General features: G+C 69.1%; 26 protein-coding genes. 12 read left to right on the top strand and 14 right to left on the bottom strand.

Annotated features, from left to right (window positions below; translation table 11 throughout):
• Nucleotides 1-205 precede the first annotated feature (205 nt).
• From A6P39_RS21895 to A6P39_RS21880, 4 genes are all read right to left on the bottom strand, one after another.
• Nucleotides 206-643 (bottom strand): SsgA family sporulation/cell division regulator, encoded by a 438-nt coding sequence (locus tag A6P39_RS21895; RefSeq protein ID WP_067056708.1) that lies wholly within the window; start codon nucleotides 641-643, stop codon nucleotides 206-208.
• A gap of 99 nt (nucleotides 644-742) precedes the next feature.
• Complete coding sequence (locus tag A6P39_RS21890; protein ID WP_443052909.1) at nucleotides 743-1,738, bottom strand: helix-turn-helix domain-containing protein; 996 nt, start codon at nucleotides 1,736-1,738, stop codon at nucleotides 743-745.
• A gap of 218 nt (nucleotides 1,739-1,956) precedes the next feature.
• Nucleotides 1,957-2,169 (bottom strand): DUF5326 family protein, encoded by a 213-nt coding sequence (locus tag A6P39_RS21885; RefSeq protein WP_067056714.1) that lies wholly within the window; start codon nucleotides 2,167-2,169, stop codon nucleotides 1,957-1,959.
• A gap of 162 nt (nucleotides 2,170-2,331) precedes the next feature.
• The gene (locus A6P39_RS21880; RefSeq protein WP_067056718.1) at nucleotides 2,332-2,649 is read right to left on the bottom strand and encodes a cupin domain-containing protein; all 318 of its coding nucleotides are present in this window, start codon (nucleotides 2,647-2,649) and stop codon (nucleotides 2,332-2,334) included.
• Between the two features lie 59 nt (nucleotides 2,650-2,708).
• Between A6P39_RS21880 and A6P39_RS21875 the strand changes: the two genes are divergently transcribed.
• The 5 genes from A6P39_RS21875 to A6P39_RS21855 all read left to right on the top strand — a co-directional run bounded on the left by A6P39_RS21875 (nucleotide 2,709) and on the right by A6P39_RS21855 (nucleotide 6,476).
• On the top strand, nucleotides 2,709-3,086 hold the full coding sequence (locus A6P39_RS21875; RefSeq protein ID WP_067056721.1) for a phage holin family protein: 378 nt from the start codon (nucleotides 2,709-2,711) through the stop codon (nucleotides 3,084-3,086).
• 7 nt (nucleotides 3,087-3,093) lie between these two features.
• Nucleotides 3,094-3,636 carry a low molecular weight protein-tyrosine-phosphatase gene (locus A6P39_RS21870; RefSeq protein ID WP_067056724.1) on the top strand — a complete coding sequence of 181 codons (543 nt, stop codon included), beginning with the start codon at nucleotides 3,094-3,096 and terminating at the stop codon, nucleotides 3,634-3,636.
• Nucleotides 3,633-4,781, top strand: a complete 1,149-nt coding sequence (locus A6P39_RS21865; protein ID WP_067056727.1) for a cystathionine gamma-lyase — start codon at nucleotides 3,633-3,635, stop codon at nucleotides 4,779-4,781. Before A6P39_RS21870 ends, A6P39_RS21865 begins: the two co-directional genes overlap by 4 nt.
• A gap of 217 nt (nucleotides 4,782-4,998) precedes the next feature.
• Complete coding sequence (locus tag A6P39_RS21860) at nucleotides 4,999-5,904, top strand: LysR family transcriptional regulator (RefSeq protein ID WP_067056729.1); 906 nt, start codon at nucleotides 4,999-5,001, stop codon at nucleotides 5,902-5,904.
• An 89-nt stretch (nucleotides 5,905-5,993) separates the two neighbouring features.
• On the top strand, nucleotides 5,994-6,476 hold the full coding sequence (locus tag A6P39_RS21855) for an NUDIX domain-containing protein (RefSeq protein ID WP_067056732.1): 483 nt from the start codon (nucleotides 5,994-5,996) through the stop codon (nucleotides 6,474-6,476).
• Between the two features lie 5 nt (nucleotides 6,477-6,481).
• Here A6P39_RS21855 and A6P39_RS21850 read toward each other — a convergent pair whose 3' ends face one another.
• The gene (locus A6P39_RS21850; protein WP_234379305.1) at nucleotides 6,482-7,819 is read right to left on the bottom strand and encodes a globin domain-containing protein; all 1,338 of its coding nucleotides are present in this window, start codon (nucleotides 7,817-7,819) and stop codon (nucleotides 6,482-6,484) included.
• Between the two features lie 185 nt (nucleotides 7,820-8,004).
• Complete coding sequence (locus tag A6P39_RS21845; protein ID WP_079133854.1) at nucleotides 8,005-8,634, bottom strand: HAD family hydrolase; 630 nt, start codon at nucleotides 8,632-8,634, stop codon at nucleotides 8,005-8,007.
• 150 nt (nucleotides 8,635-8,784) lie between these two features.
• On the opposite strand from A6P39_RS21845, the gene A6P39_RS21840 reads away from it, so the two are divergent.
• Nucleotides 8,785-9,651, top strand: a complete 867-nt coding sequence (locus A6P39_RS21840) for a GNAT family N-acetyltransferase (RefSeq protein ID WP_067056735.1) — start codon at nucleotides 8,785-8,787, stop codon at nucleotides 9,649-9,651.
• 73 nt (nucleotides 9,652-9,724) lie between these two features.
• Here the strand turns inward: A6P39_RS21840 and A6P39_RS21835 are convergent, their stop codons facing one another.
• Nucleotides 9,725-10,144, bottom strand: a complete 420-nt coding sequence (locus A6P39_RS21835; protein ID WP_067056738.1) for a GlcG/HbpS family heme-binding protein — start codon at nucleotides 10,142-10,144, stop codon at nucleotides 9,725-9,727.
• A gap of 134 nt (nucleotides 10,145-10,278) precedes the next feature.
• A complete protein-coding gene (locus tag A6P39_RS21830) occupies nucleotides 10,279-11,487 on the bottom strand; it encodes an MFS transporter (RefSeq protein WP_067056741.1) in 1,209 nt (402 codons plus the stop codon).
• A gap of 143 nt (nucleotides 11,488-11,630) precedes the next feature.
• On the opposite strand from A6P39_RS21830, the gene A6P39_RS21825 reads away from it, so the two are divergent.
• Nucleotides 11,631-12,089 carry a MarR family winged helix-turn-helix transcriptional regulator gene (locus A6P39_RS21825; protein ID WP_067056744.1) on the top strand — a complete coding sequence of 153 codons (459 nt, stop codon included), beginning with the start codon at nucleotides 11,631-11,633 and terminating at the stop codon, nucleotides 12,087-12,089.
• A gap of 9 nt (nucleotides 12,090-12,098) precedes the next feature.
• The gene (locus A6P39_RS21820; protein ID WP_067056747.1) at nucleotides 12,099-12,551 is read left to right on the top strand and encodes a GNAT family N-acetyltransferase; all 453 of its coding nucleotides are present in this window, start codon (nucleotides 12,099-12,101) and stop codon (nucleotides 12,549-12,551) included.
• A 69-nt stretch (nucleotides 12,552-12,620) separates the two neighbouring features.
• Here A6P39_RS21820 and A6P39_RS21815 read toward each other — a convergent pair whose 3' ends face one another.
• Entirely contained in the window at nucleotides 12,621-14,006 is a 1,386-nt protein-coding gene (locus tag A6P39_RS21815; protein WP_067056749.1) for a serine hydrolase domain-containing protein, read from the bottom strand.
• A gap of 56 nt (nucleotides 14,007-14,062) precedes the next feature.
• Entirely contained in the window at nucleotides 14,063-15,541 is a 1,479-nt protein-coding gene (gene dnaB / locus A6P39_RS21810; RefSeq protein ID WP_067056751.1) for a replicative DNA helicase, read from the bottom strand.
• Nucleotides 15,542-16,023: 482 nt separating this feature from the next.
• On the opposite strand from dnaB, the gene A6P39_RS21805 reads away from it, so the two are divergent.
• Nucleotides 16,024-17,361, top strand: a complete 1,338-nt coding sequence (locus tag A6P39_RS21805; RefSeq protein ID WP_067056754.1) for an MATE family efflux transporter — start codon at nucleotides 16,024-16,026, stop codon at nucleotides 17,359-17,361.
• 169 nt (nucleotides 17,362-17,530) lie between these two features.
• Here the strand turns inward: A6P39_RS21805 and rplI are convergent, their stop codons facing one another.
• From rplI to rpsF, 4 genes are all read right to left on the bottom strand, one after another.
• Nucleotides 17,531-17,977, bottom strand: coding sequence for a 50S ribosomal protein L9 (rplI, locus tag A6P39_RS21800; RefSeq protein WP_067056756.1), 447 nt, complete (start codon nucleotides 17,975-17,977; stop codon nucleotides 17,531-17,533).
• A gap of 18 nt (nucleotides 17,978-17,995) precedes the next feature.
• A complete protein-coding gene (gene rpsR, locus A6P39_RS21795; protein WP_003949403.1) occupies nucleotides 17,996-18,232 on the bottom strand; it encodes a 30S ribosomal protein S18 in 237 nt (78 codons plus the stop codon).
• Between the two features lie 41 nt (nucleotides 18,233-18,273).
• Entirely contained in the window at nucleotides 18,274-18,855 is a 582-nt protein-coding gene (locus A6P39_RS21790) for a single-stranded DNA-binding protein (RefSeq protein WP_067056759.1), read from the bottom strand.
• Between the two features lie 77 nt (nucleotides 18,856-18,932).
• Nucleotides 18,933-19,223 (bottom strand): 30S ribosomal protein S6, encoded by a 291-nt coding sequence (gene rpsF / locus A6P39_RS21785; protein WP_003956532.1) that lies wholly within the window; start codon nucleotides 19,221-19,223, stop codon nucleotides 18,933-18,935.
• A 272-nt stretch (nucleotides 19,224-19,495) separates the two neighbouring features.
• Here rpsF and A6P39_RS21780 point away from each other — a divergent pair, with 272 nt between their 5' ends.
• From A6P39_RS21780 to A6P39_RS21770, 3 genes are all read left to right on the top strand, one after another.
• The gene (locus A6P39_RS21780; protein ID WP_067056762.1) at nucleotides 19,496-19,813 is read left to right on the top strand and encodes a hypothetical protein; all 318 of its coding nucleotides are present in this window, start codon (nucleotides 19,496-19,498) and stop codon (nucleotides 19,811-19,813) included.
• Nucleotides 19,814-19,992: 179 nt separating this feature from the next.
• Nucleotides 19,993-21,114: a peptidoglycan bridge formation glycyltransferase FemX gene (gene femX / locus A6P39_RS21775; RefSeq protein ID WP_067056765.1), complete on the top strand. Its 1,122-nt coding sequence runs from the start codon at nucleotides 19,993-19,995 to the stop codon at nucleotides 21,112-21,114.
• 83 nt (nucleotides 21,115-21,197) lie between these two features.
• The gene (locus tag A6P39_RS21770; protein WP_067056768.1) at nucleotides 21,198-22,229 is read left to right on the top strand and encodes an alanine racemase; all 1,032 of its coding nucleotides are present in this window, start codon (nucleotides 21,198-21,200) and stop codon (nucleotides 22,227-22,229) included.
• Nucleotides 22,230-22,238 lie beyond the last annotated feature (9 nt).

The following is a 22,238-nucleotide window of genomic DNA, read 5'->3' as shown; positions in this document are numbered from 1 at the left end:
CAGCGGACGGGGGGAGCCGAGGGCTCCGGCAACGGACGGGAGCGGAGCCGAGGGCGGCCACTGTCCGCCGTCTCACGCCGACTGCCCGACGCCGGCCGGCGGGGTCCGGCTGACGCGTGGGAGCGGCCCCGCCGCCAGAGGCAGAAGCGTTCCTGCATGACCCCACGCCGCGTGGTGGGCACCTGGCGCCCCGTGCCGTAACGCTTCAGCCGGCGCTCTGTTCCTCGGCCAGGATGCGGTCCAGGGCCTCTTCCAGATGTGCGTCGAAGTCGGCCAGCGCGCCCTCCTGACCGAGCGGCACCAGCTTGTCCGTACGGTCCAGGAAGGCCACGAGCGGCGGCGCCGACGAGCGGAACAGCGCCTGGTCGCTGCCGACCTGAAGCCGGATCAGCACTTCACCGAGCATCTCGGAATCGGCGGGGGCGATATGCACATCCCCTTCCCCGCACGGCCGGCCGACGCCATCGATCAGCAGCTCCCGCCCGAAGGCCCAGGTCACCGGCGCATCTCCGGGCAGATGAAAAGTGAGCCGCACGGCATAGGGATCACTGGTCTCGTAGCGCAACTCCACCGGAATGCGGAAGGAGAGTTCCTCCGACACGAGAAAGCTCATCATGACTTCTGCTTGTACGGACTCGCGCATTTTTACCCCGTCATATGACATCGACTGGCTGGGTTTGTTCCTTCTCGGCGTGGGTCAAATCTTGCTGAACGTACACAGCAGATCACAAGGAGTAAGTTTTCAGATACTGATAGAGAGGGTGAGGGTTCCCAGGTGGCGCCCGATCTCCGCCTGCAGCCGACGGGCCGCGGGCAGCAGCCGGTCGGCCTGCTGGACGGGGAGCGACATCGCCATCGTGGCCACGGTGGTGCCGACCGTGATCGGAACCGCCGCACAGACCGTCCCGAGCGCGTACTCCTGGCGCTCCACCACCGGCTCCATACGCGGCATCCGGGCCAGCCGCCGCAGCAGGGCATCGTTGTCACGCACCGTGTACGGCGTGATGGACTGCACCGGATAGCGGGCGAGATGGTCGCGGCGGGCGTCCTCGTCCAGTTGGGAGAGCAGGCACTGCCCGATGGCGTGCGCGTGGCCGGTCGCCCGGAAGTCGGCCCATTCCTCGACCGCCGGGGCCTCGGGGCTGTCGGAGACGCACATGACCTCGATCTCGCCGTTCCGGTACATGGCGTAGTACACCGGCACACCGATGGAATCGCGCCAGTGCGCGAGCGTGTCCGCCACGGCGCTGCGACGTTTCTGCTGCGCCCCGCTGCTGCCCAGCCGCTCGGCCGCGTCTCCGAGGAAGAACAGCCCTTTGTCGCGGCGCAGGTAGCCCTCGTGGACCAGGGTGCGCAGCAGGTGGTACGTCGTGGGCAGGGCGAGGCCGGTCTCGCGGGCCAGTTGCTTGGCGGGGGCGCCGTAGGCATGCTCGGCGACAGTCTCCAGCAGGCGCATGGCGCGCTGGACGGATCCGATGAGCGTCGCTGCGGCCGGTGGCTCCGGGGCGCCCGCAGGGTGTGGCTGGACGGGCACGGACGGGGAATGCGGCCGGCCCGAGGCGTCCATGGAGCGCGGATGTCCGGAGAGGTCCGTGGCGTGGGGGTGCGCGGGCAGGTCCGCCGGCTGCGGTTGGCCGGGAACCGCCACGGCGGGCGGACGCTGGGCGGGGGGTGCGCAGCAGCGCGGCGGGGTGGGGGGTGCGTGGGGTTCTGCCGGTGCGGTGTCAACCGTGGCCAAGGGTCACTCCCGGAGAGCGAAGGGCAGCCCGTGCCGGGGAAGAGCACGGAGGCGTCTGCGCAGCCCACGGGGCAGGATCCCGCGGGGAGTTCCGGACTCTAACCGCCCGCCACCGCACGCAGACCGCCTCGCGGGGAAACTTCCCTCCCCCGAGGGAACCGGTGCATCCCTGGCCGGGACCGGCGACCGAGCTGTTCGCTCACCAGTCCCCGCGTCCGTCACCAGTCGCTGCGCGACGAGGAGTTCGACATGAACTTGCGCACGATGTAAATCAGTCCGCCGACCAGCGCGACGAAGATCAGCGCCTTGAACAGCACCCAGATCACGAATCCGACGACGGTCGTTATCAGCCCGCCGAACACGGCCAGGGCGATGACCGGCACCGCGACCCACTTCACCCACCACGGCAGTCCCGCGAAGATCTCTCGCATCGCCTTTGTCCTTTGCGTTGTCGTATGCGTAGTCGTACGTCTGCGTTCTCGTACGTCGTTCATGTTCCGCATTCGATGCTAGAGCCGCGAGGGTGCCTCGCGGGGGCCCGTCGTCCCTTGTCCTCCCCTGACCCGTCCCCTAGGGAACCCCGGGGTCCGGCCTCACGCCTCGGGCGGAGAGAAGACGACGAGAACCCTCAGATCCTCGCTGATGTGGTGGAACTTGTGGGCGACCCCGGCCGGTACGTACACGACGCTGCCCCGTCCCACCTCGGTCGTCTCCGAGCCGACCGTGATCGACGCCCGGCCGCTCACCACGAAGTACACCTCGTCCTGGTTGTGCGGCTTCTGCGGATCGTGCTCACCCGCGTTGAGCGCGTACAGGCCGACCGACATGTTCCGCTCCCGCAGGAACTGAAGGTAGGCCCCCTCGTTGGCGGCGCGCTCCGCCTCCAGTTCGTCCAGCCGGAATGCCTTCATCGTCGCTGTCGCCCTCGCCTCACTGCTCGGTTCCGATCCGGTCTGCCACGATCAGACACATGAAGAATTTCGTAGTCAAGACGATCGCCAACGCGGGCGCCCTCGCCGTCGCCGTATGGCTGCTCGACAAGATCACCCTGACCGGGGGCAACACGGCCAAGAAGGCCGGCACTCTGATCGTGGTCGCGCTGATCTTCGGTCTGGTCAACTGGCTGGTCAAGCCGATCGTGAAGGTGCTCACCTTCCCGCTGTTCATTCTGACCCTCGGCCTGATCACCCTGGTCGTGAACGCGCTGATGCTGCTGTTGACCTCCTGGGTGTGCGGCAAGCTCTCCTTGAGCTTCCACGTGCACGGCTTCTGGACGGCCGTCGTCGGCGGCCTGATCATCTCCGTCGTCTCCTGGGCCCTGCACATGATCCTTCCGGACGAGGACTGAGCACACCATGACCTACCGCGTCTGCTTCGTGTGCACCGGCAACATCTGCCGCTCCCCGATGGCCGAATCCGTCTTCCGCGCGCGCGTGGCGGAGGCTGGGCTCGAGGACCGGGTGGAGGTCGACAGCGCCGGTACCGGCGGCTGGCACGAGGGCGAGCCCGCCGACCCGCGCACCGTCTCGGTGCTCGAGGAACACGGTTACGACAGCGGGCACGTCGCGCGGCAGTTCCAGCCGTCGTGGTTCGCCCGCCTCGACCTCGTGATCGCCCTCGACACCGGCCACCTCAAGGCCCTGCGCCGCCTCGCACCCACCGAGGAGGACGTCCGCAAGGTGCACCTGCTGCGCTCCTACGCCCACCCGTCGCCCGGCCACCGCTCCTCGGCAAGTGCGTCGCACAGCCCTGCTGAATCCGCCGGCGACGGCCTCGACGTACCGGATCCGTACTACGGACACCGCGACGGCTTCGAGGAGTGCCTGAAGATGGTGGAGGCGGCGAGCACGGGGCTGCTCGCCGCCGTGCGGGAGCACCTGGAAGGACGGGCCGCATGAGCGACGCCACGAAGGACGCGGGGCGGCCCGGCGAGGGCACGCGCGCGGTGCGCGCGGGACTGCCCGAGCCGGTCAAGCACGAACCGACCCTGCCCGGACCGGTGTTCGCCGCGCACTTCCACCTGCCCGGCGAGGCGGCCGGTCCATATCTGTACGGCCGTGACGAGAACCCGACCTGGACGCTGCTGGAGCGGGCCATCGGCGAGCTGGAGGCGCCCGGGCGGAACGACGTCGAGACGCTGGTCTTCGCCTCCGGCATGGCGGCGATCTCCTCCGTGCTGTTCTCCCAGCTGCGCGCCGGGGACGCGGTCGTACTGCCCGCCGACGGCTACCAGGTACTGCCGCTGGTCGGCGCCCAGCTGGAGGCGTACGGCATCGAGGTGCGTACGGCGCCCACCGGCGGTGACGGCCAGCTGGCGGTCCTCGACGGCGCCCGGCTGCTGTGGCTCGAGTCCCCGTCGAATCCGGGGCTGGACGTGTGCGACATCCGGCGGCTGGTGGCGGCGGCCCACGAGCGGGGCGCCCTGGTGGCCGTCGACAACACCCTCGCCACCCCGCTCGGCCAGCGTCCGCTGGAGCTGGGCGCCGACTTCTCCGTGGCCAGCGGCACCAAGCAGCTCACGGGGCACGGAGACGTGCTTCTCGGCTACGTAGCCGGCCGCGACGCCGAGGCGATGGCCGCCGTACGCCGCTGGCGCAAGATCGTCGGGGCGATCTCCGGGCCCATGGAGGCCTGGCTCGCGCACCGGTCCATCGCCACGCTCCAGCTCCGCGTCGACCGGCAGAACGCCACCGCGCTCGCGATCGCCGAGGCCCTGCGCCGGCGGCCCGAGGTGTCCGGCCTGCGCTACCCCGGGCTGCCCGACGACCCCGCGCACGGGATCGCCGCCCAGCAGATGCGCCGCTATGGCTCCGTCGTCTCCTTCACGCTGCCCACGCGCACGCGTGCCGAGCGTTTTCTCGGGGCCCTGCGGCTGGTGGAGGACGCGACGAGCTTCGGCGGAGTGCGCTCGACGGCCGAACGTCGCCGGCGCTGGGGCGGGGACGCCGTCCCGGAGGGCTTCATCCGGATGTCCGTCGGTGCCGAGGACCCCGAGGACCTGATCGCGGACGTGCTGCGCGCCCTGGACGAGTCCGCCGACTGAGTCGCCCGCGGCCAGTCCCCCGACCTCGCGCGACGGTCCGAGCCTCCCCCCTCGTGGCTCGGACCGTCTTCGGTTCCGCGCGCTGAGAACCGCGCGAACAAGGCTAGTTGACTCTCTGTCAGTGTCCAATCACGCTAGCGACAGCGACCTATCGACATATTTATAGTTGGTGCCTGCCTGGGCGCGGGAGGAAGGCAGGGACAGGGGAGGAAGAACCGTGGATCTGGCCTTGCTGCGCACCTTCGTCACCGTGCACCGGGCCGGCTCCTTCACCCGCGCCGCCGCCCTGCTGGGCCTCTCCCAGCCTGCCGTCACCTCGCAGATCCGGACACTGGAACGCCAGCTGGGCAAGCCGCTCTTCCTGCGGCAGGCACGAGGGGTGACCCCGACGACCATCGGCGACGAACTCGCGCACAAGGCCGCGCCCCACCTCGACGCCCTGGTGGAGATAGCCGAAAGCGGCCTGGACGACGACAGCTCGCTGAGAACCCTGCACCTGGCCGGTCCGCCCGAGTTCACCGCCGAACGCGCCCTGCCTGCCCTCACGGAGCTGACCGGCGACGACGGCCAGGGATTCGCCCTGCGCGCCTCCTTCGGCACGGCGGAGGAGACCCTGGAAGGCCTGGCCGCGGGCCACCATGATCTGGCCATCAGTACGGCCCGGCCGCGCGGTGCTCTGCTCACCGCGACCCCGCTCTGCGACGAGGAACACGTGCTCGTCGCCGCCCCCCGCTGGGCGGAACGGATCGGCGCGGAGGAGCTGCGTCTGAAGGGGGCGCCTGCGCTCGAGAACCTCCCCGTCGTCGAGGTCCACGAGTCGCTGCCCCTGGTCTCGCACTACTGGGCCTCCGTCTTCGACTCCCGCCCGGCCGCCTCGGGCACCGTCGTCGTCCCTGATCTACGGGCCGTGCTCGCCTGTGCGATCGCCGGTGCCGGACTGGCGGTGCTGCCCCGCTATCTGTGCGCCTCGGCACTGGGCCACGGCACGATCGTGACGCTGCACGAACCGGCGGTTCCGCCACTGCGCACGTATTACCTGGTGGTGCGCACCGGCACCCTGGCCATGCCCCATGTGGCACGGGCTCATGAGTGGCTCCAGCAGGCAGCCGCGGCCTGGGCCTGACCTGCCCGTTCCAGGGGGTGCACGTGGTGCCGCCGGACGATGGCGCTCTGTGATGTTTCACGTGGAACCAGCCGGGCCACATTTCTCCCATGACCGTCCGACCCGTGGTCAAGCGCACCGCCCGTGCCGTTCTGCTGGACGGTGACGACCTGATCCTGATCAAGCGCACCAAGCCCGGTGTCGATCCCTACTGGGTCACTCCCGGTGGCGGGGTCGAGCCCGGGGATCCGACCGTCGTGGACGCCCTCCACCGGGAGGTGTACGAGGAACTCGGCGCCAAGATCACCGATGTCGTGCCCTGCTTCGTGGACACGGTGGAGCACATCGGTGACGACGGCGGCGCGACCGGCGTAAAAGTGCAGCACTTCTTCGTCTGCCACCTGGAGTCCATGGACCCGTCCCTGCGCCACGGGCCCGAAGTGGACGAGCCGGCCGGTGAGTACGAGATCGTGCGCGTCCCGTTCACCCGCGTCGGCATCGCCTCCGTCCACCTCGTCCCGCTGTCGCTGCGCCACTACCTGGACGGCAACATCGAAGGCGTACGGGCCATGCACGCCCCCGACCTCGGATAGCGCGCTCAGTCCGCCACAAGCGCTTCCTCCACCGCGTCATGACGTATGCGGTGCGACGGGATGCCGATGCCCCGCAGCGCGTCGACACCGCTGCGGATCAATCCGGGCGGGCCCGAGAGATAGGCGTCGTACCCGGCCCAGGGGCCGTACTCCCGCACGGCATCGGGAAGCCGGCGAAGAGCCTGCTGGTCGACGACCGTACGGACCGAGAGCCACGGGTGGGCGTGCCGAAGGCCGAGCATGCTGTCGATGTCGTACAGGTCCGGTTCGGTGCGGGCGCCGTAGAACACCTCGACCGGCCGACGCACCCCGCGTTCGGCGACGTCCTCGACCAGAGCCTTGATGGGCGCTATGCCGGTGCCGCCGCCGAGGCACAGCAGTCCGCTGTCGGACGTGTGGTCGATGGTCATCGAGCCGGCCGGCGGGCCGAGACGTACGACGTCTCCGGGCCGGGCGCGATGCACCAGCGCGCGGGAGACCCAGCCGGCCGGAACGGCCTTCACATGGAACGTGAGCAGCCCGTCCGAGCGGGGCGCCGAGGCGAAGGAGTAGTACCGCCACACCCGCGGCCACCAGGGTGTCTCCACACTTGTGTACTGGCCTGCCAGAAAGGGATAGGGCTGGTCCGGGCGGACGGTGAGGACCGCTACATCGGGGGTCCTGAGTTCATGTGTGACCACCTCGGCGTGCCACCAGGTCGGCGAGCGCAGTTCGTCCAACGCGGCGGCGTCGATCATGGTCTGGGACATCAACGTGTACGTCCGCACCCACGCGGCCTCGGTCTCCGGGCTCCAGACGGCGGCAGCGTACTCGCTCAATGCACCAATCAGGCATTCCCCCACAGCCGGGTAGTGCTCGGCACGCGTCCCGTACTTGCGGTGTCCCCGGCCCAGGTCCTGCAGGTAGCCGACGAGGACCGCGGTGTCGTCCATATGCTCGGCCGCCGTGAGCAGGGCCTTCAGCAGGCGCTCCCGCTGGATGTCCATCGCGGCAGGGAACAGCGCGCGCAGTTCGGGATGACGGACGAAGAGCAGCGCGTAGAAGTAGGAGGTGACCTTGTCGGCGATCGGGGCTATCTCGGCCATCGTGCGGCGGATGAGCATGGCATCCGCGGAGCCCTGCCCGAGGGCCACCGCCGGCCGCTGCACCGGAACACGGTGTACGTCCGTCGAAGACGAGGCGGTCGTGTCCACTGAGCGCCAAACGGGTGCGTCCCCGGCACCGCCGGTGGCCCGCTCCGGGTCACCGTCCGGCAGCGGAACCGATGGCACCGTGCGGGGCATGAACCAGCCGTCCCCGTCCGGCATGCCGTTCTCCCCCGGCGTGGTGGTCGGAGCGTCCATGGTGTGCCCTCGCCTCGAACGTCTTGCGGTCGGTCTGCGCACCTCCCCAGGGAAGATGCGTGCTTTCCCCCGGCGGGCGGCCAGCCGTAGCACCCTCCCCGACCCTATCGGCCGTGGCCGTCCACACAAGTCCCGCCCACCCCGCGCACACAGCGGGTCGGCGGACGAGCCGAGAGGTCCGTCAACTACCGGGCGGTGGCCAGTTCATAGGCGTCCCACAGATCGCGTCCTGTGTAGGAGTGGGTCGCAAGGCCGGCCAGGTGAGCGTCCGCGTTGACCGCCACGGAGACCGGCACGGCGGCGAACAGATCCTTGTCCGACGACGAATCGCCGTACGCCACGCAGTCCGCCCGGGCCACCCCGAACTGCGCACAGAGCCGGTCCGCGACGGTGACCTTGGCCGCCGCGCTGAGCACCCCGGCCGGATCGACCGGCTCGGTGAACGGAACGGCAGGGAAGCGCGACCCATGGGCCGCATGAGCGCCCCAGTCGAGAAGGCGTTCGACGAAGAAGGAGGGCGAGAGCGACACCACCGCGCAGTACTCGCCCGCGTTTCTGATCTCCGCCCAGACCTCACGGATCCGGGCCAGCCAGGGCGCCGCCTCGAACGCGGCACTGACATGCGCCTCGGTCAGATCGGCCCACAGCTCGTACACCTGCGCCGCGTACTGGGGCGGACCGATCCGCCCCTCGGCGATCGCCCGGTCCAGTGCCACGGTCTCCGCCTCCAGCCCCAGCTGGCGGGAGATCTCCACCGGGGCAGTGGTGCCGTGCAGCAACGTGCCGTCGAGGTCGAAGAGATGAAGTCTCGCCATGGCCCGAGGCTAATGGGCCGCCGATGTTTCACGTGAAACACTTCTGGGCCGTCCACGGGCAGTGCTTTTGCTCACGCCATGGCCAAAAGCACGTACGTCTCCTCCGAAACGGGTGGACGCCAGGGGTGCCCGTCGGACAGCCTGACCTGCGTGCCGACTCCTTCCCTCGCCGCTCTGCCCATTCGCCGTCTGACGCTCCGCGACCTCACCGCCTGCGCCGACTTGTCCGAGGACCGGGGGTGGCCACGCGAGGAACACAAGTGGGGTTTCCTTCTCACGGCGGGAAAGGGCTACGGCATCGACGACCCGCAGGGTGGTCTCGTCGCTGCCTGCGTCGTCACGGAGTACGGCTCATGGGGGCGTCCGGATCTCGGCGCCATCGGCATGGTTCTGGTGGCAGGACGCCATGCCCGCCAGGGTGTCGGGCGCCGTCTGATGCGTCATGTCGTGTCGCTCTTGGGGACCACCCCGCTGACCCTGCACGCCACGGAGAACGGCCGCCCCCTGTACGAGGAACTCGGCTTCAAGGTGACGGGCCGGGCGGAGATGCTGACAGGTCACTTCACTCCCGGCGGGCCGGAATCCGGCGTACGCACCCGTGCCGCCACCGCGGAGGACCTGCCTTCTCTTCTGCGTCTCGACGAGGAGGTGTTCGGCACCGACCGCACCTCTGTCATCACCCGGCTGCCCGCCTTCGCCGACCAGCTGCGGGTAGCCGAGGAGGGCGGCCGGATCACCGGCTACACGGCCGCCTGGCCCAACATGGACACTCATGTCGTCGGCCCATTGATCGCCCGCGACACGGACACCGCCAAGGCACTCATCGCCTCGCTGGCCGCCCATACGGACCGCCCGCTGCGCACCGATATCGACGTGCGCCACGAGGAACTGCTGGCCTGGGCCAAGGCGCGGGGGCTGGCCTCCGTGGCCTTCAACTCCGTGATGACGTACGGCATCCCGGACCTCCCGGGGGACTGGACCCGGCGGTTCGCCCCGCTGACGGTGGCGGCGGGCTGAGCCCTCGTACGCAGAACGCCGGCCCCGCCGCTGAACGTGGCGGGGCCGGCGTCGGTCCGTCGGGACCGTGTCGTCAGACGAGTACCCGGACGGCCGCGGTGGCGAAGCCGTGGTCCTGCTCCGGTGCGCCGCCGCCGACGCCGATGGCGCCGATCAGCCGGCCGTCGCGGTGGACGGGCACACCGCCTGCGATGAACAGCAGGGGGCGATCGAGGGCCGTGGGCAGGGTGTGGAAGAGTCCACCCGGCTGGACGGCGTCGACCAGGTCGGCGGTGGGCGCGTTCAGCTGGAGCGCCGTGTAGGCCTTGCGGGTGCTGGTCTCGCCGGAGATCAGCACGGCCCGGTCGTCACGGCGGAAGGCGAGCAGGTGGCCGCCTGCGTCCAGGACGGTGACGCTGATGGTGACTCCGGCGTCCTCGGCCGCCCTGCGAGCCGTGTCGACGAGCAGTTCGGCGTCCTCAATGGACAGCGGGGCGACGGCGGTGGTGCTCATGGAGCGTTCTCCTTGGGTGGTGCTAAGACTGAGACCTGGGGGTTCGTCGAGGTCTTGGGTGGTGCTGGGGTCCGGGTTGCTGTTGGGTCTGGGGGTTGCAGGGGCCTGGGCCGCTGCAACCGTGGTCCGAGGGTTCAGTGGTGGGCCGGGGTCTGCTGTCCGGCGGGCGCGCTGGAGGCGATCACCGTGCTGTGTGTGCCACCGCGGCGCTCCAGGGCCGCCGAAAGGACGGCGAGGACCAGGGCAGCCACGGCGAGGGCCGCGCCGACCCAGTTGGGTGCCGTGTAGCCGAAGCCGGCCGAGATCACCACGCCGCCGAGCCAGGCGGACAGGGCGTTGCCCAGGTTGAAGGCGCCGATGTTCACCGCCGACGCGAGCGTCGGTGCGCCGTGTGCCTGGTCGAGGACGCGCTTCTGCAGCGGCGGGACGGTCGCGAATCCGAGGGCGCCGATCAGGGTGATGGTCACGGCCGCCGCGATCTTGTTGTGGGCGGTGAGCGTGAACAGGGCCAGAACGACCGCCAGGGCGCCCAGAGAGATGTACAGCATGAGCATCAGGGCGCGGTCGGCGAACTTTCCGCCGATGAGGTTGCCGCCGACCATGCCGAGACCGAACAGGACGAGCAGCCAGGTGACCGAGCCGTCGGCGAAGCCGGCGATGTGGGTCATCATCGGCGCAATGTAAGTGATGGCCGCGAACACTCCGCCGAAGCCGAGGACGGTCATCGCCATGGCGAGCAGGACCTGGGCGTTCTTGAAGGCGGCCAGTTCGTGCCGCAGGTGCACTCCTTCGGGCTTCGGCAGCTCGGGCACCAGCTTGGCGATGCCGACGAGGCCGACAACCCCAAGAGCGGCGACGATGGCGAACGTGACACGCCAGCCGACGTGCTGGCCGATGAGGGTCCCCAGTGGGACGCCGATGACATTGGCGACGGTCAGGCCGGTGAACATCATGGCGATGGCGCCGGCCTTCTTGTGGGGTGCCACCAGCTCGGCCGCGACGACCGAGCCGATGCCGAAGAAGGCACCGTGGGCGAGGGATGCGATCACCCGCCCGATCAGCATGACCACGAAGGCAGGGGCCACCGCGGACAGCAGGTTTCCGGCGATGAACAGGCCCATCAGCAACATCAGCATCCGCTTGCGCGGGACCTTGGTGCCGAGCACGGTCATCAGCGGGGCGCCGATGACCACGTCGAGGGCGTAGCCGGTCACGAGCAGGCCCGCCGCGGGGATGGAGACCCCGAAATCGTTCGCGACCTCGGGCAGCAGGCCCATGATCACGAACTCGGTCGTTCCGATTCCGAAGGCCCCGATCGCGAGGGCCAGAAGCGCGAGAGGCATGAGGGGGTGAACCTTCCCAGACGATTGCAGGAGCGCTTTGGATGCGTTCACAATAATTGCAGACGCGGACTATATGCAACAGCGGGCTATTGCGGAGGTGCTCTACCCTGGAACAGCCGCCCCGGGACGGAGGAAAAACGCCAATGACAGCGACGGACCCCGCGCTCACTGCCCTCGCCCAGGGCTGGTGTGCCCTCTCTGCACTGCACGGGAGGATCGAGGCGCACATCGAGCGTGCTCTGCAGGCGCAGCACGATCTGAGCGTGCGCGAGTACTCCCTGCTGGACGTGCTCAGCCGACAACACGACGGTGACGGCGGCCATCTGCAGATGAAGCAGGTTGCCGATGCGGTCGTCCTCAGCCAGAGCGCCACCACCCGCCTGGTGACCCGCCTGGAGGACCGCGGCCTGCTGGAGCGCTATCTGTGCCCCACCGACCGGCGCGGCATCTACACGAACGTCACCCCGGCGGGCCTGCGCCTGCTGGAAGAGGCACGGCCCACCAACGACGCCGCTCTGCGCGAGGCCCTGGACGAGGCCTCCAGGAACCCCGAACTGGCGCCGCTGGTACGGGTCGTGGAGTCCCTGAAGGTCCCTGCGTAGGCTGCGGGCATGGGAGATCTTGAGATACGGCCCGCGACGGCCGGCGACCTTCCGGCGATCGTCGCGATGCTCGCCGACGACCCGCTGGGCGCCCAGCGTGAGTCACCCGACGAGCTGACCCCGTACCGGGTCGCACTGGAACGCCTCGATGCCGATCCGAACCAGCATCTTGTCGTCGCCGTGCGCGAAGGCCGCGTGATCGGAACACTCCAGCTCACGATCATTCCGGGGCTCTCCCACAAGGGAGCGACCCGTGGGCTCATCGAGGCCGTGCGCATCCACACCGACGAGCGTGGCAGCGGGCTCGGCGGCACGCTGATCCAGTGGGCGATCGACACCTCCCGCCGGCTCGGGTGCGCGATGGTGCAGCTGACGTCGGACAAGACACGCACCGACGCCCACCGCTTCTACACGCGGCTGGGCTTCACCGCATCGCACGAGGGTTTCAAGCTGAAGCTTTGACGGCACGACAGGACCGGAACGGAACCGGAGGTGTGTTTCACGTGAAACACACCCCCGGTCGTCTGTGGCTTAGCCGATGCCTCGCCACCCATCGGGGTCAACTCCGCCGGGCACCGGTGCCTCGGTGTCGTACGGCTGCCGTGTGAACACGAACGAGCCGAGGTCGAGGTGGCTCACGGCCCCGTCGGGGTGTCGTACGGGACGCAGCAGCTCGCCGGCGAAGTAGCCCTCCAGGCCGGTCCAGGTGCCGTCGCCGTTGGAGCGGAAGCGGGATCGTCGGCCGCGGCCGGTCAGCGGGCCCAGTGCGAGCAGGCCGTCGGCGGTCACCCGCAGGCCGAAGGAGTTGGTTCCCCAGTACCACTGCCCCGCCAGGTCCAGGACCGTCGGATCGACCTCCCGCAGCGGTCGCCAGGGCTCCGGGATCCGCGGCTCCGCCTCGGCGACGATGCCGACGAGATCGGCGGCCACCGCTCCCACCAGTGGTCCACTCGTGCAGTTCGCGAGGACAACTGCGGCCACGTCGTCCTCCACGCTGATGACGAGATTCGCCAGGAATCCCGGGAGCGAGCCGCTGTGCCCGACAAGGAGTCGGCCGTCGCGGCGCTGGATCTGCATCCCGAGGCCGTACGTGACCCCGTCCAGCACGTCGGCCGCCTCGGCGGGCGCCGCCGGGGCGCGCATCTCTCGCACCGACTCCGCGCTCAGTACCCGGTCGTCTCCCGCGGCCAGAAACGCGGCGAACCGCGCGAGGTCCCCCGTGGTCGACCACAGCTGGCCGGCCGGGGCCATCCGGCCCAGGTCCTCCAGCGGCTCGGGCAACAGCGCATCCGCCCACGGATGCACGGCCCATCCGCCCGCGTGCGGAGCCTGCGGCTGCGCGCTCGTGCGGTGCAGGCCGAGCGGCTCCAAGATCTCGTGACGCAGCACTTCCTCCCAGGGGGCGCGGCGCAGCTCCTCCACCAGCGCGCCGAGCAGGGTGTAGCCGGGGTTCGAGTAGTGGTGCCGGCGGCCGACGGGGTGCAGGAAGGGCTGCTCGCCGAGCACATCGCTCAGTTCGGGGCGCAGCGAGCCGGGCGTCCGCTCCCACCAGGGCGCGGGGGATTCGGCCGCCAGACCGGCGGTATGCGCGAGGAGTTCGGCGATCGTCGACTCCCCCGCGCCGGTGCCTGGCAGATGCTTCTCCAGTGGATCACCGAGGTCGAGCCGGCCCTCGTCGCGCAGCCGCATCACCAGGACGGCGGTGAAGGTCTTGGTGATGGACCCGATCCGGTACTGCACGGTCTCGTCCGGAGCGTGCCCGTCCACGGAGGTCCTCGCCCCGTGCCACACGGCCTGCCCGCCCCGCACGACGGCCGCGACCAGTGACGGTGACCGTCCTTCGGCCTGCCCCACGGCGATGCGGTGCAACAGGGCCCGTCGGGTTGCGGGGAGCAGCTCTTCCTGAGATGTCGTCATGGGCCCAGTCCACTCGCTGGAACAGCGGGCGTCGAATCCATTTCCCCATTCCGGGATCAGGTCTGGGCCATGTCCACGAAGCGCGAGTAGTGACCCTGGAAGGCGACCGTGATCGTCGCCGTCGGGCCGTTTCGGTGCTTGGCCACGATCAGGTCGGCCTCGCCCGCGCGAGGGGACTCCTTCTCGTACGCATCCTCACGGTGCAGCAGAATGACCATGTCGGCGTCCTGCTCGATGGAGCCCGACTCACGCAGGTCGGAGACCATCGGCTTCTTGTCGGTGCGCTGCTCGGGGCCACGGTTCAGCTGCGACAGCGCGATGACCGGGATCTCCAGCTCCTTCGCGAGCAGCTTGAGGTTTCGGGACATGTCCGAGACCTCCTGCTGACGGCTTTCGGCGCGCTTGGAACCGCCGGACTGCATCAGCTGGAGGTAGTCGATGACGACGAGCTTCAGGTCGTTGCGCTGCTTCAGACGCCGGCATTTGGCGCGGATCTCCATCATCGACAGGTTCGGGGAGTCGTCGATGTAGAGCGGGGCGGCCGAGACGTCCGGCATGCGCCGGGCGAGCCGGGTCCAGTCCTCGTCGGTCATCGTGCCGGACCGCATGTGGTGCAGCGCGACCCGTGCCTCGGCGGACAGCAGACGCATCGCGATCTCGTTGCGGCCCATTTCCAGCGAGAAGATGACGCTCGGCAGATTGTGCTTGATCGAGGCGGCCCGCGCGAAGTCCAGCGCGAGCGTCGACTTACCCATGGCGGGCCGGGCCGCGATGACGATCATCTGGCCGGGGTGCAGGCCGTTCGTCAGCGAGTCGAAGTCGGTGAACCCGGTCGGCACACCGGTCATCTCGCCGCTGCGCGAGCCGATCGCCTCGATCTCGTCGAGCGCACCCTCCATGATGTCGCCGAGCGGCAGGTAGTCCTCGCTGGTGCGCTGCTCGGTGACGGCGTAGATCTCGGCCTGGGCGCGGTTGACGATCTCGTCGACGTCGTCGTCGGCCGCGTATCCCATCTGGGTGATGCGGGTGCCGGCCTCGACCAGGCGCCGCAGGACTGCCCGCTCGTGGACGATCTCCGCGTAGTACTCGGCGTTCGCCGCCGTCGGGACGGTCTGGACCAGGGTGTGCAGATATGAGGCACCGCCGACCTTGTTGATCTCACCGCGTTTGGTGAGTTCGGCGGCGATGGTGATCGGGTCGGCCGGCTCGCCCTTGGCATAGACGTCCAGGATCGCCTGGTAGATCGTCTCGTGCGCGGGCTTGTAGAAGTCGTGGCCCTTGAGGATCTCGACGACGTCGGCGATGGCGTCCTTGGACAGCAGCATGCCGCCGAGCACCGACTGCTCGGCGTCCAGGTCCTGCGGCGGCACCCGCTCGAAGGAGGACCCGCCGCCGTCCCACTCGCCGTTCTCCCGGCCCCGGTCGTGCTGTTCGCCACGACCCCTGCCGCCGTCGTCACGCCGACGGGAGGCGGGCAGACGATCACTGGGTCCGCTGTCGGCCCATGGATCGTCCAAGGGCTCGGAAATGCTCACCGAGCCACCCCCTTCCGTCCGCACGGCGGACCTCGCCGTGGCCTCTTTTGTACGGCACGACACTGACAAATGAGAGGCCCAACTCCGGTTCTGGTGCGTCGGATTTGTGACGATTCCAGGGCCCGAGGGAAGGACGTTCCCCGGGCCGAGGGAAGGAGCGGGCGCCGGACCACGGTAGGCCCCCCGGCACCGTCAGCCAATCTGGTTATCCACAGGCCATGTGGACGACAGCCCCGATGCTGTGGAGAACTCCCCGAAACCTGTGCACGACCCGGTGGACAGCCATGTGAACAAGCCCTCCATCTCACCCCACAGAAGCCGCTGACCTGCACGTTTACCGTCCACTGGCTGTGCAGAAGAAAAACTTCCCCGGTCGGACCAAGATCCCGTCGAACGCCGCACGAAAGGACACGCCGCACGCACAGAGGTAAGGGGCACTATTCAGTTGCATCACTTACCTGTGGACGATTAGATTAGCGCGCATGACACAGGCTCCCGCGATACCCAGGGCCACCCACCGGCGGCACGACCGAGAGATCGTCGCGCTGGCCGTCCCGGCCTTCGGCGCACTTGTCGCCGAGCCTCTATTCGTCATGGCGGACAGCGCGATCGTCGGCCATCTCGGAACCGCGCAGCTCGCCGGTCTCGGCGTCGCCTCCGCTCTCCTCACCACCGCCGTGAGCGTCTTCGTCTTCCTCGCCTACGCCACCACGGCCGCCGTGGCCCGGCGCGTCGGCGCGGGAGATCTGCCGGCGGCCATCCGGCAGGGGATGGACGGCATCTGGCTGGCGCTGCTGCTCGGCACCGGCGTCATCGCCGTCGTCCTTCCCCTCGCCCCGGGCATCGTGGACCTCTTCGGCGCCTCCACGACCGCGTCCCCCTACGCCACGACCTATCTGCGCATCTCCTCCCTGGGCATCCCGGCCATGCTCATCGTCCTCGCCGCCACGGGGGTGCTTCGCGGGCTGCAGAACACCAGGACCCCGCTCTACGTCGCCGTCGCGGGCTTCGCCGCCAACGGCGCCCTCAATGCAGGGCTCGTCTACGGCGCCGGACTCGGCATAGCCGGTTCGGCCTGGGGCACGGTCATCGCCCAGTATGGGATGGCGGCCGTCTATCTGACCGTTGTCGTCCGCGGGGCCCACCGGCACGGCGCCCCCCTCCGCCCGGATGCCGCCGGAATCCGGGCCTCGGCTCAGGCAGGCGTTCCGCTCCTGGTCCGCACGTTGTCACTGCGTGCGATCCTCATGATCGCCACAGCGGTCGCGGCGCACCTTGGCGACGCCGACATCGCCGCGCACCAGATCATTCTGTCCCTGTGGAGCCTGCTGGCCTTCGCTCTCGACGCGATCGCGATCGCTGGCCAGGCCATCATCGGCCGTTATCTGGGCGCGGACGACACCGAAGGCGCACGTGAGGCCTGCCGCCGCATGGTGCAGTGGGGCATCGCCACCGGCGTCGTACTCGGTCTGCTCGTAGTGGCCGCCCGTCCGCTCTTCCTCCCGCTGTTCACCAGCGACTCCGTCGTCAAGGACACGGCGCTGCCCGCGCTGCTGATGGTCGCGCTGTCGCAGCCGGTCTGCGGAATCGTCTTCGTCCTGGACGGAGTCCTGATGGGCGCGGGCGACGGACCGTATCTGGCCGGGGCCATGGTGATCACCCTGGTCGTGTTCGTCCCGGCGGCCCTGCTGGTCCCCACGCTCGGCGGTGGACTCACCGCGTTGTGGGCGGCGATGACGCTGATGATGGCGGTCCGCGTGCTGACCTTGTGGCTGCGCACCCGTTCGGGACGCTGGATCGTGACAGGCGCCACCCGCTGACCTCCGACGGCGTCCTCTGTCCGCTGATCTCGGCCCCTGCCTCGGACCGTTCACCGTTTCACGTGAAACATGGCTCGGTGCGGCCACTCCCGACAGCAGAGAGGGGCCGCACCCTCGCAAGGGTGCGGCCCCTCTCACTGGCTCAAGCGAGCGCAGCGATCACGCAGCGTCAGGCCGCGACGACCTCGATGTTGACCTTGGCGGCAACCTCGGGGTGCAGACGCACGGACGTCTCGTGGGCGCCCAGGGTCTTGATCGGAGCGGACAGCTCGATGCGGCGCTTGTCGACCTCGGGGCCACCGGAAGCCTTGATCGCGGACGCGATGTCGGCCGGGGTAACGGAACCGAAGAGACGACCGGCGTCGCCGGAGCGGACGGCCAGGCGGACCCTGACGCCCTCGAGCTGGGCCTTGACCTGGTTGGCCTGCTCGATGGTCTGGATCTCGTGGATCTTGCGAGCGCGACGGATCTGCTCGACGTCCTTCTCGCCACCCTTGGTCCAGCGGATAGCGAACTTCCGCGGGATCAGGTAGTTGCGAGCGTAACCGTCCTTGACGTCGACAACGTCGCCGGCGGCACCGAGGCCGGAGACCTCGTGGGTGAGGATGATCTTCATGAGTCGGTCACCCTTCCCTTAGCGCGCGGTGGACGTGTAGGGCAGCAGCGCCATCTCACGGCTGTTCTTGACGGCCGTGGCGACGTCACGCTGGTGCTGCGTGCAGTTGCCGGTCACGCGGCGGGCACGGATCTTGCCGCGGTCGGAAATGAACTTCCGCAGCATGTTCGTGTCCTTGTAGTCCACGTACGTGACCTTGTCCTTGCAGAAAGCGCAGACCTTCTTCTTCGGCTTGCGCACAGGCGGCTTCGCCATGGTGATTCTCCTGTGTGATCAAGAAGTGGGAATGCGAGCCCTTAGAAGGGGGGCTCGTCCGAGTAGCCGCCGCCACCGCCGGAGTTTCCACCCCAGCCACCGCCACCGCCCTGCTGGCCGCCGGCGGGAGCGCCGGTCGCCCACGGGTCGTCGGCCGGAGCGCCGCCGCCCTGCTGGCCGCCGCCGGGGGCTCCGCCCCAGCCGCCGCCACCCTGGCCGCCACCGCCGCCGTAACCGCCCTGGCCACCGCGGCCGCCACCGGCGGTCTTGGTGACCTTGGCCGTGGCGTTGCGCAGGCTGGGGCCGACTTCCTCGACGTCCAGCTCGTAGACCGTGCGCTTGACGCCCTCACGGTCCTCGTAGGACCGCTGCTTCAGCCGGCCCTGCACGATCACGCGCATGCCTCGCTGGAGCGACTCGGCGACGTTCTCCGCCGCCTGACGCCAGACCGAGCAGGTGAGGAAGAGGCTCTCGCCGTCCTTCCACTCGTTCGTCTGGCGGTCGAAGGTGCGGGGAGTGGACGCGACGCGGAACTTCGCGACCGCCGCACCGGACGGGGTGAAGCGCAGCTCGGGGTCGTCGACAAGATTGCCGATGACCGTGATGACGGTCTCGCCTGCCATGGGGGAACCTCTCGGCGGGTTTGCTGCTCTGGCTGCTTGCTGCTACTCGAATCCCGAGATCAGCTGAGCGGAAAAGCTCAGTGGGTCTCGGGGCGGAGGACCTTGGTCCGGAGGACCGACTCGTTCAGGTTCATCTGGCGGTCGAGCTCCTTGACGACCGCAGGCTCGGCCTGCAGGTCGATGACCGAGTAGATGCCCTCGGGCTTCTTCTTGATCTCGTACGCGAGACGACGACGGCCCCAGGTGTCGACCTTCTCCACCTTGCCGTTGCCCTCACGGACGACGGAGAGGAAGTTCTCGATCAGAGGGGCGACAGCGCGCTCCTCCAGATCGGGGTCGAGGATGACCATCACCTCGTAGTGACGCATGTGGAACCCACCTCCTTTGGACTCAGCGGCCACGGTCGTTCCGTGGCAGGAGGGTTGTGATGCGTACGCAACGGTATCGGCCACCACCGACAATCGGGGGCCGGTGAGGGCTCCCGCAGTGTGACCTGGGCAGGGGTGGGCAGACACCGGTGCAGACGGTACAGACTACCCGCACACCCGCTTCCGGTTGAAATCCGGGCGTGTGGACCGTCACCCTGTACACGTCGGGTGTCTGCGGCGCTACTATGCGCCGCCTTCCGCAGGAGGTGCCCATGGCACAGGTAATGCATCCCAACGTCGCCGGTTCCCTCTTCGCCACGGACGGCAAGCGCCGTCCGCTCCAGGACGCTCTGACGGGGGTCACGCTCGTCCTCGGCGTGCTGTCCTTCGTCACGTCCTTCTTCCACAGCCTGCATCTGCTGACGTCGTGGACGGGCCTGGTGGGCCTGCTCGTCGGCATCTACGGCCAGTGGATCTCCGTGACCACGCGGGAACGCTTCGGTCTGATCCTGGGTCTCGGCGCCGCGGGGGTCGGTTTCCTGATCGGCATGGCACACGGCGGACTGTTCGGCGGACTCATCGGCAGGTGACCGTCGGACGGACGCCCGTCCGGCACCTTTTCCCGCCCCACGAACCACCCCGCTCGCCCGTCCGGCCGGGATTAAGGCCCGTACGCCCAGTCGGGGCGCTCGCAAGGCGCAGTAGGCTTCGGCGCGAGAGCCGGAGCCCCTGTACCCATGGGGACACACCAGCCCGAGGAGCGCCCCGAATGAGCCTGACCCTGAGGACCATCAGCCGCGAGCAGCATCTGGCCTACATCCAGAGCCTGCCGGCGGCGAGCCACATGCAGGTCCCGGCCTGGGCCGATGTCAAGGCGGAGTGGCGTTCGGAGCACCTGGGCTGGTTCGACGACCGCACCGGCGAAATGGTCGGCGCGGGCCTGGTCCTCTACCGCCAGCTGCCCAAGATCAAGCGCTACCTCGCCTACCTGCCCGAGGGCCCGGTCATCAACTGGTTCGCGCCGAATCTGGACGACTGGATCCAGCCGATGCTGGCGCACCTGAAGCAGCAGGGTGCCTTCTCGGTGAAGATGGGTCCGCCGGTGATCATCCGCCGCTGGAACGCGGAGACCATCAAGAAGGGCATCCAGGACCAGGACGTCAAGCGACTGCGCGACATGGAGGCCGACTTCATCGAGCCGCGCGCCTTCGAGGTGGCCGACAAGCTGCGTCGCATGGGCTGGCAGCAGGGCGAGGACGGCGGCGCCGGCTTCGGCGACGTCCAGCCGCGCTACGTCTTCCAGGTGCCGCTGGCGAACCGTTCCCTGGAAGAGGTGCACAAGAACTTCAACCAGCTGTGGCGGCGCAACATCAAGAAGGCCGAGAAGGCCGGCGTCGAGGTCGTCCAGGGTGGCTACCAGGACCTGGCCGAGTGGCAGCGGCTGTACGAGATCACGGCCGTGCGCGACCACTTCCGGCCCCGCCCGCTGTCGTACTTCCAGCGCATGTGGACGGCCCTCAACACCGAGGACCCGAACCGGATGCGGCTGTACTTCGCCCGGCACAACGGCGTGAACCTCTCGGCCGCGACGATGCTGATCGTCGGCGGGCACGTCTGGTACTCCTACGGCGCCTCGGACAACATCGGCCGCGAGGTCCGGCCCTCGAACGCGATGCAGTGGCGGATGCTGCGCGACGCGTACGCGCTCGGCGCGACTGTCTACGACCTGCGCGGCATCTCCGACTCGCTGGACGAGACGGACCACCTGTTCGGCCTGATCCAGTTCAAGGTCGGCACGGGCGGGCAGGCCGCCGAGTACCTCGGCGAGTGGGACTTCCCGCTGAACAAGCTGCTCCACAAGGCACTCGACATCTACATGTCCCGCCGTTGAGCCATGGCCGTTTGATTCCATAGCCTTCACAGCTCTGACACCCCCGCTGCACCGCAGCCACGAGAAAGGTTCCGGGTCCGGCCATGGCGCTCACGCTCTACGTCGACACCGCGCGCTGGCGGGCGCACCACAAGCACGTGCAGGAGCAGTTCCCGGGACTCGTCCCGGTCTGCAAGGGCAACGGCTACGGCTTCGGGCACGAACGGCTCTCCGAGGAGGCCACGCGGCTGGGCTCGGACCTGCTCGCCGTCGGCACGACCTACGAGGCCGCCCGCATCAAGGACTTCTTCAGCGGCGACCTGCTGGTGCTGACGCCGTACCGGCGGGGTGAGGAGCCCGTGCCGCTGCCCGACCGGGTGGTGCGCTCGGTGTCGTCGATCGACGGTGTGTACGGCCTCGTCGGCGCCCGTGTCGTCATCGAGGTGATGTCGTCGATGAAGCGGCACGGCATCAGCGAGCAGGACCTGCCGCAGCTGCACCAGGCCATAGAGAACGTCCGGCTGGAGGGCTTCGCCATCCATCTGCCGCTGGACCGCACCGACGGCTCGGACGCCGTCGAGGAGGTCATCGGCTGGATGGACCGGCTGCGCGCGGCCCGGCTGCCGCTGCACACGATGTTCGTCAGCCATCTCAAGGCCGACGATCTCGTCCGGCTCCAGCAGCAGTTCCCGCAGACCCGGTTCCGCGCCCGCATCGGCACGCGACTGTGGCTGGGGGACCATGACTCCACCGAGTACCGCGGTGCCGTCCTGGACGTCACGCGCGTGGCCAAGGGCGACCGGTTCGGCTACCGGCAGCAGAAGGCGGCCTCGGACGGCTTCCTGGTGGTCGTGGCGGGCGGAACGTCGCACGGGGTGGGCCTGGAGGCCCCGAAGGCCCTGCACGGCGTCATGCCGCGTGCCAAGGGCGTCGCACGGGCCGGCCTCGCCACGGTCAACCGGAACCTTTCTCCGTTCGTCTGGGGCGGCAAGCAGCGCTGGTTCGCCGAGCCGCCGCACATGCAGGTGTCGATCCTGTTCGTGCCTTCGGACGCCCCGGAGCCGAAGGTCGGCGACGAGCTGGTGGCCCATCTGCGGCACACCACCACCCAGTTCGACCGGATCGTGGACCGCTGAGCCTGACCC

Origin of the sequence: Streptomyces sp. FXJ1.172 (assembly GCF_001636945.3) — a bacterium.
Taxonomy (GTDB): Bacteria; Actinomycetota; Actinomycetes; order Streptomycetales; family Streptomycetaceae; genus Streptomyces.
This window is presented reverse-complemented; position numbering and strand designations above follow the sequence as displayed.

Coding starts and splice junctions, on each gene's coding strand:
- A6P39_RS21895 (WP_067056708.1), bottom strand. CDS start 643: ATGCGCGAGTCCGTACAAGCAGAAGTCATGATGAGCTTTCTCGTGTCG.
- A6P39_RS21885 (WP_067056714.1), bottom strand. CDS start 2,169: ATGCGAGAGATCTTCGCGGGACTGCCGTGGTGGGTGAAGTGGGTCGCG.
- A6P39_RS21880 (WP_067056718.1), bottom strand. CDS start 2,649: ATGAAGGCATTCCGGCTGGACGAACTGGAGGCGGAGCGCGCCGCCAAC.
- A6P39_RS21875 (WP_067056721.1), top strand. CDS start 2,709: ATGAAGAATTTCGTAGTCAAGACGATCGCCAACGCGGGCGCCCTCGCC.
- A6P39_RS21870 (WP_067056724.1), top strand. CDS start 3,094: ATGACCTACCGCGTCTGCTTCGTGTGCACCGGCAACATCTGCCGCTCC.
- A6P39_RS21865 (WP_067056727.1), top strand. CDS start 3,633: ATGAGCGACGCCACGAAGGACGCGGGGCGGCCCGGCGAGGGCACGCGC.
- A6P39_RS21855 (WP_067056732.1), top strand. CDS start 5,994: ATGACCGTCCGACCCGTGGTCAAGCGCACCGCCCGTGCCGTTCTGCTG.
- A6P39_RS21850 (WP_234379305.1), bottom strand. CDS start 7,819: ATGGACGCTCCGACCACCACGCCGGGGGAGAACGGCATGCCGGACGGG.
- A6P39_RS21845 (WP_079133854.1), bottom strand. CDS start 8,634: ATGGCGAGACTTCATCTCTTCGACCTCGACGGCACGTTGCTGCACGGC.
- A6P39_RS21835 (WP_067056738.1), bottom strand. CDS start 10,144: ATGAGCACCACCGCCGTCGCCCCGCTGTCCATTGAGGACGCCGAACTG.
- A6P39_RS21830 (WP_067056741.1), bottom strand. CDS start 11,487: ATGCCTCTCGCGCTTCTGGCCCTCGCGATCGGGGCCTTCGGAATCGGA.
- A6P39_RS21825 (WP_067056744.1), top strand. CDS start 11,631: ATGACAGCGACGGACCCCGCGCTCACTGCCCTCGCCCAGGGCTGGTGT.
- A6P39_RS21820 (WP_067056747.1), top strand. CDS start 12,099: ATGGGAGATCTTGAGATACGGCCCGCGACGGCCGGCGACCTTCCGGCG.
- A6P39_RS21815 (WP_067056749.1), bottom strand. CDS start 14,006: ATGACGACATCTCAGGAAGAGCTGCTCCCCGCAACCCGACGGGCCCTG.
- A6P39_RS21805 (WP_067056754.1), top strand. CDS start 16,024: ATGACACAGGCTCCCGCGATACCCAGGGCCACCCACCGGCGGCACGAC.
- rplI (WP_067056756.1), bottom strand. CDS start 17,977: ATGAAGATCATCCTCACCCACGAGGTCTCCGGCCTCGGTGCCGCCGGC.
- rpsR (WP_003949403.1), bottom strand. CDS start 18,232: ATGGCGAAGCCGCCTGTGCGCAAGCCGAAGAAGAAGGTCTGCGCTTTC.
- A6P39_RS21790 (WP_067056759.1), bottom strand. CDS start 18,855: ATGGCAGGCGAGACCGTCATCACGGTCATCGGCAATCTTGTCGACGAC.
- rpsF (WP_003956532.1), bottom strand. CDS start 19,223: ATGCGTCACTACGAGGTGATGGTCATCCTCGACCCCGATCTGGAGGAG.
- A6P39_RS21780 (WP_067056762.1), top strand. CDS start 19,496: ATGGCACAGGTAATGCATCCCAACGTCGCCGGTTCCCTCTTCGCCACG.
- femX (WP_067056765.1), top strand. CDS start 19,993: ATGAGCCTGACCCTGAGGACCATCAGCCGCGAGCAGCATCTGGCCTAC.
- A6P39_RS21770 (WP_067056768.1), top strand. CDS start 21,198: ATGGCGCTCACGCTCTACGTCGACACCGCGCGCTGGCGGGCGCACCAC.